The sequence below is a fragment of the bacterium genome, assembly GCA_026398675.1.
Taxonomy (GTDB): domain Bacteria; phylum RBG-13-66-14; class RBG-13-66-14; order RBG-13-66-14; family RBG-13-66-14; genus RBG-13-66-14.
In genome coordinates this window covers 1-10,194 of sequence record JAPLSK010000326.1, presented here as the reverse complement: position 1 = coordinate 10,194, position 10,194 = coordinate 1, and the positions used below count along the sequence as shown (strand labels likewise).

General features: G+C 66.6%; 12 protein-coding genes. 10 read left to right on the top strand and 2 right to left on the bottom strand.

The genetic code is table 11. The annotated features are described in order from the left end of the window. From NTW26_09535 to NTW26_09525, 3 genes are all read left to right on the top strand, one after another. On the top strand, window positions 1-1,499 hold a 1,499-nt coding region (locus NTW26_09535), incomplete at its 5' end, for an FAD-dependent oxidoreductase (GenBank protein ID MCX7022495.1). Between the two features lie 55 nt (window positions 1,500-1,554). Further along, entirely contained in the window at window positions 1,555-2,259 is a 705-nt protein-coding gene (locus tag NTW26_09530; protein MCX7022494.1) for a methyltransferase domain-containing protein, read from the top strand. A gap of 211 nt (window positions 2,260-2,470) precedes the next feature. Beyond that, entirely contained in the window at window positions 2,471-3,205 is a 735-nt protein-coding gene (locus NTW26_09525) for a DUF92 domain-containing protein (GenBank protein ID MCX7022493.1), read from the top strand. 136 nt (window positions 3,206-3,341) lie between these two features. On the opposite strand, the gene NTW26_09520 is transcribed toward NTW26_09525, so the two are convergent. Both NTW26_09520 and NTW26_09515 read right to left on the bottom strand, forming a co-directional pair. Continuing rightward, window positions 3,342-3,614, bottom strand: coding sequence for a hypothetical protein (locus tag NTW26_09520; GenBank protein ID MCX7022492.1), 273 nt, complete (start codon window positions 3,612-3,614; stop codon window positions 3,342-3,344). Window positions 3,615-3,695: 81 nt separating this feature from the next. Then, entirely contained in the window at window positions 3,696-3,890 is a 195-nt protein-coding gene (locus NTW26_09515; GenBank protein ID MCX7022491.1) for a hypothetical protein, read from the bottom strand. Between the two features lie 158 nt (window positions 3,891-4,048). Here NTW26_09515 and NTW26_09510 point away from each other — a divergent pair, with 158 nt between their 5' ends. The 7 genes from NTW26_09510 to ligA all read left to right on the top strand — a co-directional run. Then, window positions 4,049-5,023, top strand: coding sequence for a PTS sugar transporter subunit IIA (locus NTW26_09510; GenBank protein ID MCX7022490.1), 975 nt, complete (start codon window positions 4,049-4,051; stop codon window positions 5,021-5,023). A gap of 290 nt (window positions 5,024-5,313) precedes the next feature. Further along, window positions 5,314-5,748 carry an SPOR domain-containing protein gene (locus tag NTW26_09505; GenBank protein ID MCX7022489.1) on the top strand — a complete coding sequence of 145 codons (435 nt, stop codon included), beginning with the start codon at window positions 5,314-5,316 and terminating at the stop codon, window positions 5,746-5,748. An 82-nt stretch (window positions 5,749-5,830) separates the two neighbouring features. Next, the gene (locus NTW26_09500) at window positions 5,831-6,805 is read left to right on the top strand and encodes a putative sugar nucleotidyl transferase (GenBank protein MCX7022488.1); all 975 of its coding nucleotides are present in this window, start codon (window positions 5,831-5,833) and stop codon (window positions 6,803-6,805) included. A gap of 15 nt (window positions 6,806-6,820) precedes the next feature. Further along, window positions 6,821-7,075 (top strand): hypothetical protein, encoded by a 255-nt coding sequence (locus NTW26_09495; protein ID MCX7022487.1) that lies wholly within the window; start codon window positions 6,821-6,823, stop codon window positions 7,073-7,075. Window positions 7,076-7,197: 122 nt separating this feature from the next. After that, a complete protein-coding gene (locus NTW26_09490; GenBank protein ID MCX7022486.1) occupies window positions 7,198-7,695 on the top strand; it encodes a hypothetical protein in 498 nt (165 codons plus the stop codon). Window positions 7,696-7,756: 61 nt separating this feature from the next. Beyond that, window positions 7,757-8,185, top strand: a complete 429-nt coding sequence (locus NTW26_09485) for a hypothetical protein (protein ID MCX7022485.1) — start codon at window positions 7,757-7,759, stop codon at window positions 8,183-8,185. Continuing rightward, window positions 8,178-10,194, top strand: a 2,017-nt coding sequence (gene ligA, locus NTW26_09480) for an NAD-dependent DNA ligase LigA (GenBank protein MCX7022484.1), incomplete at its 3' end; no start/stop codon positions are given. The genes NTW26_09485 and ligA, both read left to right, overlap by 8 nt.

Sequence of the window (10,194 nt, the reverse complement as noted above, 5' to 3'; positions counted from 1 at the left end):
GCATCCTCTTGGAATCGGGCGTCCTGCTGCGGGCTCCGGCGGTGGTCCTCTGCACCGGGACCTTCCTCGGGGGGGAGATTTTCGTCGGGCTCGACCGCTTCCCCGGCGGCCGGGACAACGCCCGCCCGGCGGAGGCCCTTTCCCGGAGTCTGGTAAAGGCCGGAGTTCGTCTTGTGCGGCTGAAGACGGGCACCTCGCCCCGCCTGGACGCCGCCACGGTGGACACCTTCTGTCTAGCCCGCCAGGACCCCGACGACCCGCCGCCGCGTTTCAGCTTCACCGGCCCCCCGCCGCCCGGACCCTTCCTCCCCTGCTTTTTGACCTACACCGGGCCGGCGGCGCACGGAGCGATACGCGCCGGGCTCGACCGCAGCCCGCTCTTCACCGGTCTCATCCAGGGGGTCGGGCCCCGCTACTGCCCCTCCATCGAGGACAAGGTGGTCCGCTTCCCGCACCACGAATCCCACCAGCTCTTCCTGGAGCCCACGGGCGCGGATGGAGACGAGTACTACGTGGCCGGGCTGGCCACCAGCCTGCCCTACGACGTGCAAGTAAGCGTTCTGGCCGCCATCCCCGGCCTGGAGCGGGCGCGGATTACCCGCCCCGGTTACGCCGTGGTCTACGACTGCGTCGAGCCGGGGCAGCTCCGCGGGAGCCTGGCGGTGGAAGGCGTGGAAGGGCTCTACGCGGCGGGGCAGGCCTGCGGCAGCTCGGGGTACGAGGAGGCGGCGGCCCAGGGGCTCGTCGCCGGGGTCAACGCCGTGCTCGCCCTGGACGGACGGGGGCCGTTCATTTTACGGCGGGACCAGGCCTACATCGGCGTGCTGGTGGACGACCTAGTCCACCGGTGGGGGTCGGAGCCGTACCGCATCTTCACCGCCCGGGCGGAGCACCGTCTGCTCCTGCGCTCCGACAACGCCGACGAGCGCCTGACCGCCGTGGGGGCGGAGCTGGGCCTGGTGGACAAATCGGCGGCGCGGCGGACCGAGATCAAGTACCGCTGGCGGGACGAACTGGTCCGTTGGGCCGATAGCCGCCGGTTGAAGAGGACCGACGCGGAGCGGTTCGGACTCGCCGGTCTGGAGGGGACGACCGCGGCCGAACTCATCCGCCGCGGCGGGGAAGGCTGTCCCACCGTCATCCGGGAGCTGGCGCTAGGCGACGACTCGCTGCCGCAGGACCTCCTGGTTGACCTGGAAACGGGCGACCTGGCGGCGGAGGCGCTGGAGGTGGCGCTGGTGGACATCCGCTACGCCGGGTACCTGGAGAAAGAGCGGGATGTGTCGGAGCGGCGGGCCGCCCTCGGGCTCCTCGTCATCCCCGAGGGGCTCGACTACCGGCGCGTGCTGGGGCTCCGGCGGGAAGCGGCGGAGCGTTTGGAAATAAACCGCCCCCGCTCGGTGGCCGAGGCGGGCTCACTGCCCGGGGTGAACCCGACCGACGTCACCTGCCTGGTGAGCCACCTGAAGCGCCGGATGAACGTGCGCGGCGAGGGTTGAGCGGGGCCGTAAGACGGGGCCGGGGAGCCCGCTGAATCGAAACGGCGGAGGGCTGATGGTGTACGACGTGACCGCCAGGTACTACGATAAAATCTACGCCTTCAAGGATTTTCCGGCCGAGGCGGAGCGTCTGTTGAGCTTCATCCGCAAGCTTAGGCCCCAACCCGGCGGGCGTCTCCTGGACGTGGCCTGCGGCACGGGGGCCCACCTGGTCCATCTGCGCGAACACTACGAGGTCGAGGGGCTGGACCTCTCGGCCGTCATGCTGGAGACCGCACGGAAGAAGCTGCCCGGTGTGGCCTTCCACGAGGCGGACATGACCGACTTCGAGCTCGGCCGCCGCTTCGACGTGGTGACCTGCCTCTTCAGCTCCATCGGCTACGTGGTGACCGGGGAGAAGCTCCACCGGGCGGTGGGCTGCATGGCGCGACACTTGGTTCCGGGCGGGGTGCTGGCCCTCGAGCCCTGGTTCACGCCGGAGCGGTGGAACGTCGGGAAGGTTCACCTGTTGACCGTGGACGAACCGGAGCTGAAAATCGCGCGGGTGAGCACCAGTTTCGTCGAGGGGCGGCTGTCGTACTTCGATCTGCACTACCTGGTCGCCACCCCCGGCGGGACGGAGTACGGCCTGGAGAGGCACGAGATGGGGCTCTTCGAGCGGGAGGAAATCGTCGGCGCGCTCAGGGCCGCGGGGCTGGAGCCGTTCTACGACGCCCAAGGCCTCGACGGCCGGGGACTGCACCTGGGGCTGAAGAAATGATAGAGTTGCCGGGGTAAGACTAACGTCGCGCAAACTTCAATCAAAGCGTGGATCGCTGGAAATACCTCAGACTTATATTTTGTGCTATATATTTTTCAGTAACTGACACTTGTAGGGCTGATGATCCATATTCGTCCTATAGCCAAAGATTAGCCTTTTAATAATATATCGCGATTTCCCGGCTACCTGATAAACCTGGACCGGATGGACGATGCTCGAAACGCTCTGGCAGAATTTCCTCCAGTCGCTCTACATCCACCTGCCCTTCGCCCTCCTGGCGCTCATCCTGGGGTGGGTGAGCCTGTCGGGATTCCTCGGCGGCCTGGGGATAGGCTGGCTGGTCTTCCTCGGCCTGGGCTGGCGCGGGTGGGTGGTGCTGGCCTTCTTCTTCGCCCTGGGAACCCTGGTCACCCGGCTGGGGTATAAAAAGAAGGAAGCCCTCGGGCTGGCCCAGGAGGGAAAAGGCAGGCGCGGGAGCAAGCACGTGGCGGCCAACTGCGCCCTGGCGACGCTCCTGGCCGTCGCCGCTTTGCTCGTATCCGAGGTTTGGCCCGGCGGCGTCGCCCTCCTGACCGCGGCCTTCGTCGGCGCCCTGGCCACGGCCACCCTGGACACCGGCTCCAGCGAGCTCGGCCAGCTCTACGGGAAGAAGCCGGTTTTGATAACCACCTTCCGCCGGGTGGAGCCGGGCACCGCCGGCGCGGTCTCTTGGCAGGGGACTTTGGGCGGCCTCGGTCTGGCGGCGCTGGTGGGCCTTTTGGCCGCGGCAATCGGGATGATTCCGTGGTCCTGGGTCTGGATTCCCCCCGCGGCCGGGCTCATCGGCGGGAGCTTCGAGAGCTACCTGGGGGCGCTGGTCCCCTCGGGAAAGCTGTCGAATGAGGTCGAAAATTTCCTGAATACGGTGGTCGGCGCCGCAGCCGCATTCCTCCTGGCCCTCATCTGAGGAGGCCCATGCCCCTGGAACGCCGCCTGACGCTCATGGACGCCTTCGCCATCGCCGCCGGGGCGATGATCTCCTCGGGCCTTTTCGTCCTGCCGGGCATCGCCTACGCCAAGATAGGCCCCGCCTCGATCCTGGCCTACCTCGTGGCCGGCCTGTTGATGGTCCCCACCATGTTCTCCGTGGCGGAGCTGTCCACGGCCATGCCCAAGGCTGGCGGTGAGCATATATTTGTCACTCGCGGCTTGGGGGGGGTGGCCGGGACCATGGGCGGCCTGGCCGACTGGTTCTCCATCTCCCTCATAAGCGCCTTCGCCCTCATCGGCATCGGGGCCTTCGCCAAGCTGGCCTTCCCCGGCCTTTCCGAGCTCGGGTTCAAGCTGGTCGCCGTGGTCGGTGCGGTCCTTTTCACCGCCCTGAACCTCCTCTCGGTCAAAATAGCCGGCAAGGTCCAGGTCGTCCTCACCCTGGGACTCTTGGCCATCCTGGGCTTTTACATCGTCGGCGGCTCCACCGGCATCCAGATCGCCCGGTACGAACCCTCCTTCACCACGGGATTTCGGGAGTTCTTCTCGACGACGGGGCTCGTCTTCATCAGCTTCAGCGGCCTGACCAAGCTGGCCAGTATGGGGGAGGAGATAGACGACCCGGGGCGGAACATCCCCCGGGCGCTGTTTTTCTCCTTCATCGCAGTTCAGTTGGTCACGGTCTTCGCCGTGGCGGTGACCTGCGGCCTGGTGGAGCCCGCCGGTCTGGCCCATTCGCTGACCCCGCTCTCCGACGGCGCCCTGGTCTTCGCCGGGGGGTTTGGGGAGATAACCCTGGCCGTGGCGGCGATGCTGGCCGATGAGCCGCGACCATCTGTTACCCCGCATTTTCGCCAAAATATCGCCCAAGCGGAACACCCCCACCACGGCCCTCGTCGTCACCGGCCTATTCATGACGGCCATGATCGTCTTTCTCGATCTGGAGGCGCTCATCAAGGTCGCCAGCACCAGCCTCCTGTTCACGTTCTGCATGGTGAACCTGAGCCTGGTCTTCATGCGCCTGGCCAGGGTGAAGAACTACCGGCCGAAGTTCAAATCCCCCCTCTTCCCCGTGCTGCAAATCCTGGCCATTATCGTCTACATTTTCTTGATCGCCGAGATGGGCACCGTGACCCTGCTCCTCTTCGCGGGCCTCTTGGTTCTGGGTTTGGGATGGTATTTCTTCTACGCCCGGATACACATCCGCAGCACCTCGGCGCTGGTGACGCTCACCGAGCGGCTTCTGTCGCCCAGCCTCCGGGAAAACACGAGCCGGGAGCAATTGGAAAAAGAGCTGCTCCAGATAGTCAAGGAACGCGACGACATTCGTTTCGACCGCTTCGATCTCTTGATTCAACGCGCCCCCTTGGTGGACCTTCCGCGGAGCGTGACCGTGGACGAACTCTTCCGGATAGTGGCCGATCACCTTTGCGAGCGGTTGGGCCTCCCCCCCGACGAGCTGGCGCGTCTTTTACACGAGCGGGAAGCCGAGTCCACCACGGCCATTTCCCCGGGGCTGGCCATCCCCCACATCATCTGCCCGGGAAAGGGCTGCTTCGCCGTGATGATTCTCCGATGCCGGGAGGGGATAGACTTCGGGGCCGACACCGGACCGGTGCACTTCGTCTTCGTCATGGCCGGCAGCCGCGACGAACGGAACTTCCACCTTAGGGCTCTGATGGCCATCGCCCATATCGTCCGCGAAGTTACGCTGGAAACGTTAGTCAACACGGCCGATACGATGGAAGAAATCCGGGACCGCATCCTTCTCTCCCGGCGCCCCCGGCACAATTGAGTTGAGACAAGGGGTAAGACAGGGGGTTTAACCGAGCGAAGCGAGCTATGCCTCTGGCAAAACCCCTTGTTCCGCCCCTTCCCTTACGGATGAGACAAGGGGTTTTACATGGGCCCCCCGGGAAACCGAGCGAAGCGAGCTACGCCCCCGGCAAAACCCCTTGTTAAAAAATACGTGGGGAGTGTGCGCTTGTCGGAATGCCGATCCTGAGCTATACTGTACCAAAGTGTTCCGCGGAAACAGAAAGAACCGTTCACATATCGTCCCCTGCCACGCGCATGGAGGTTTTAATGCTCCGTAAACTGTGGCTAGTGTTGCCTCTAGCTCTGGTTTTCTTCCTCGGCTGTCAACCCGAGGATGACGGGGAAGACGAGGTGATATCGGACACGGTCATCGAGGGCGAGATAGTCACCGACGCCGATACCGTGGACGAGGGCGAGCTGGTGACCTTCACCGTACCCGAAAATACGGGTACGGTCGGGGCGACGGCGGACGGATTCCGTGTGCAGCTTTTCGCGGGCGTCTCCGAGGATAACGCCCGTAAAGTGGCCCGGGAAGCCGAATCCACCCTGGGAGTTACCGTCTACGTGAGCTATTTAGACGGTTACTGGAAGGTGCGGGCGGGCGATTGCCGCACCCGGGCGGAAGCCGAAACCCTGCGCAACCGGGCGCGAAACTCCGGTTACGCCGACTGCTGGATCGCCGCCGATACCGTAGTTCAGTAGCCTCTTCCTCCGACTACCCGTGATCCCTCGAGTTCGCCGATTGGATAATTCAAAAGCCAAGCGATGGACGAAAGGACGCACCTTGCGGGTAGTTGTCTTTGAGGATTGCCGCTGGCGCAAGCTCTTTCCGTTGACCGAACTCCGACCGGTCTGGGACCTGTCCTTCAGTATGGGCAGGCTCTCGGACCGTTTAAAAAGAGCTCTGCCCGACATCTCCTGGTGGCCCCGTCCGGAGCTGCGTGAAACCTGCAAAGGTCCCCTGTTCAATCCCGAAGACCTGGGCGACGAGCCGCTCCTGTTGGTAAACGGGGCGGTGTGTGAGCCGGAAACCCTGGCGGAGAAAATCACCCTCGGCAAGCGGGGGGAAGAGGTCATCGTAAACGGGGAGGAGAGGTGCTTGGTCTGGGCCCGCCTGGAGCCCGGCGAGGCGAAGGACATCCTGGGCGACATCCACACCTCGGACCCCCGGTTCATCGAGCGGTTCCTGACCGGCGAGCGGTCCAAGTGGCTGGGCTCGCCCAAACGGGGCGCGGAGGCGACCGGCCTCTTCCGCCGCCCCTGGGAGCTCGTCGAGAGGAACGCCGAGGCGCTGTGCCGCGATTTCGCCGTTTTCACCCGAAAAAGCGCCAAGTGGAAGGGCGACGTGCAGGGCGACCCGGCGCTGGTCTTCATCGAAGAGGGCGCCCTGGTCGAGCGCGGGGTGGTCTTTTCCACCGCGGGAGGCCCCGTGGTGGTGGCGGCCGGAGCCGAACTGCACGCCCCCGCGCGCATCGAGGGACCCTGTTACATCGGACCGAAAACCGTGGTGGACTCGGCCCAGATCCGCCCCGGGTGCTCCTTCGGCCGGAACTGCCGCGTCTCGGGCGAGGTCGAGGCGAGCGTCTTCGCCGACCACGTCAACAAGCACCACTACGGTTTCATCGGACACGCCTACCTGGGCGAGTGGGTGAACCTGGGGGCCGGGACCACCAACTCGGACCTGAAGAACACCTACGGGGAGGTGCGGGCCCACGGCCCCGACGGCCGCGTGCCCACCGGCCTCGACAAGGCGGGCTGATACCTGGGCGACCACGTGAAGCTGGGCATCGGAACCCTGGTGGGCACCGGGGTCGCGATCGGCCCCTTCGCCAACGTCTTCAACTCGCCGCCGGTGAGCGGGTACGTGCCGCCCTTCTCCTGGGGATCCTACGGCGGGTTCGAGGCCTACGAGCCGGCCAAGGCCCTGGAGGTGGCGGGGATGGTGATGGCCCGGCGCGGGGTGGAGCTGACGCCCGGCTACCGTCGGCTCGTCGAACGGCTCGCCGAACGGTACGCCTCGAACCTATGAGGCGGATCGCCCCGCTGTTCCTCGGGTCTTTATTACTCCTCGCCGCGTGCGGGAATCCGCGGCAGGGGAGTGAGGCCTCCGGGGGGACCTCGGCGTCGGAGAGGCTGACCGAGGCACGGACGGTGGCCGTTGCGTACCTGCCCGACGGGGTACTCTGCGAGGCCCTGGGGCTGGATTACGGGCCGTCTTTCGGGGACGGACGCTGTCCCGACTGGACCTACACCTTCTACTCGGCGACCGCCGCGTCCATCGTCCGGGTTCACCTGGGGCCCGACGGTCTGTTGGCCACGCTCGGTGAGCCCGAACCGCTTCGTAACTCGCAGTTCCCCGGTCAGTCACCCCCAGAGTGGGACGGCGGTTTCTTCATAGACTCGGATTTCGCCGCCAAGTCGGCCCGCATGGCTTCGGCGAGCCGTTCGGCGAGCCGCGGGGCCGACGACATCCTTTCCGAAGGGACCCCGGTAAACGAGCGCCTGCGCCTGTACGCCGGTGTGTTTCCCGACGGAACAAAGCCGGTGTGGGAGTTGACCTACACGGTCCACGGCGCGACCGGATTCAAATCCCGGACGGTCACCGTGGACGCCGTCACGGGCCGGATGCTCGAGGACGAGCCCTTTTAAGGAGACAAGGGGCTTAAGCCCCTTGCCTTAAAAAATGAAGGTTCCCGTAGGCAGGGGTGTGGTGGCCGGATTAGCGGGGGGCGCGGCGAGCCTCGTCTCCCAGCTTTTTCTGCGCACCACCCTGGACCTGGGCCCCCGCTTGAGCGACCTCTACCCCGAGCTCTTCGGCCGTCTCACCGGGTGGGACGTCTTCATCTACTGCCTCTTCATCCTCGCCGAGGGCGCGCTTGTCGGCTACCTCTACGCCCACCTCCAGCACAGGCTTCCGGGGGGCGGCTGGCTCAAGGGGCTCGTCTTCGGCGCCGGGCTGTGGATCGCGGTGAACCTCCTGCCGCTCGTCGGGCTCTCCGCCCTCTTTCAGGGGCCGGCCGAGGGGGAACTGACCCTCTGGTCCCTGACCTGGCTGGGGCTGATCCTCATCCAGTCCTGGGTGACGGCGCTGTTCTTCCAGGTTCTGACTTCGCCGGGAAATCGGAGGGGAGATGAGTGACCCGACCGAACCGAGCGCAGCGGGCTATGCCCCCGGCAAAAGACACCGGGAGCTGGTCCGCCTTATTCAAGAGGCGAACCGGCGGTACTACGTCCTCGACGATCCCGAGCTCTCCGATGCCCGGTACGACGACCTCCTGCGGGAGCTCATCGCCCTGGAGGATACGCACCCGGAGCTCGTCACCCCCGATTCCCCTTCCCAGCGCATCGGCGCGGCCCCGAGCGAGCGGTTCGAGCCGGTCCGCCACCGCGCCCCCATGCTCTCCCTGGCCAACGTGCTCACCATCGAGGAGTTCGGCGAGTGGCTCCGCCGCTGCCTGGACGGCCTGGAAGGCGATGAGCCGGCGCTCGTCGCCGAGCCCAAGATAGACGGCCTGGCGGTGGAGCTGGTTTACGCGGACGGCGTGCTGGTCCAAGCCTCCACCCGGGGCGAAGGGACCACCGGCGAGGGCGTGTTGGCCAACGTGCGCACCATCGGCGCGATTCCGCTCCGGTTGAGCGGCCAATCGCCGCCCGAGGTCATCGTTACCGGCGAGGTGTTCATGGAGAAGGCGGATTTCCTCCGCCTGAACCGGTTCCAGGAAGAGCTCGGGGAGAAGCCCTTCGCCAACCCGCGCAACGCCGCCGCCGGTTCCCTCCGTCAACTCGACCCGCAAATAACCGCCCGGAGGCCGCTCTCCTTCATGGCCTACAACCTGGTCAACGCCGCCCGGCTGGCTTTCACGAGCCATCGGGAGAGCTTCGCGGCGCTTACGGGCTGGGGCTTCCCCGTGAACGGCCCCCTGGATGCGGTGGAGGGGGTGAAGGGGACGAAGGTTTACTACGATCGGCTCCTCGCCCGTCGGGAGGGGCTGGGTCACGAGATAGACGGGGTGGTGGTAAAGGTGGACTCCCTCGCCCAACGGGAGCGCCTGGGCGCCATCGCCCGGAGCCCGCGCTGGGCCGTGGCCTGGAAGTTCCCGCCGGAGCGCGCGGTGACGCGGCTCAAAAGCATCAAGGTCTCCGTGGGGCGCACCGGGGTGCTGACCCCGGTGGCCGAGCTCGAGCCGGTGCGGGTGGGCGGGGTTACCGTCTCCTCGGCCAGCCTGCACAACGCCGACGAGATAGGGCGCCTGGGCGTCCTGGCGGGGGATTTCGTGGAGATTCAGCGCGCGGGGGACGTGATTCCCGAGGTGGTCGGGCCGCTCGTCGAGCGCCGAGACGGTTCGGAAAAACCGTTCAAAATGCCCGACCGCTGCCCGGCGTGCGGCGAGCCGGTCGTCCGGCTCCCCGACGAGGTGGCGGTGCGCTGCGTGAACGCCGACTGCCCGGCGCAGGTGCGCGAGCGGCTGTGGCACTTCGCCAGCCGGGGGGCGATGGACATCGAGGGGCTGGGCGGCAAGGTGGTGGATAGGCTCCTTGCGGCCGGACTGGTGAAAAGCCCCGCCGACCTCTACGAGCTGGCCGCGGAAAAGGTCCGGTACCTGGAGGGGTTCGCCGAAAAATCGGCGGAGAACCTCGTCGCCGCAATCGCCGCCGGCCGGGGCGCCACCCTCCCCCGGCTCGTCTTCGCCCTGGGCATCCCCCAGGTGGGCGAGACCACCGCCGAGGCGCTGGCCCGGGCTTTCGGGAGCGTCGCCGCCCTGGCCGCCGCGACGGAGGAGGAGCTGACCGCGGTGGAGGGAGTGGGGCCCACGGTGGCCGCCGCCGTCCGCGATTTCTTCGCCAACCCGCGCAACGCCCGGTTGATAGAGAGGCTCCGGGGGTACGGCATAGACCCCCGCCTGGAGGTCGTCCGGAAAGAGCCGGGTCCGCTGGAAGGTCTTACCGTAGTCTTCACCGGCGCGCTCGGCCTCCCCCGGGATGAGATGACCGCCCGGGCCAGGGCCGCCGGGGCCAGGGTCGCCTCCTCGGTGTCGAAGAAGACCGACCTGGTCGTGGCCGGCCTGGACGCCGGCTCGAAACTGGACAAGGCCCGGGAGCTCGGCGTCGAGGTCATCGGCGAGGAGGAGTTCCTCCGCCGCCTGTGGG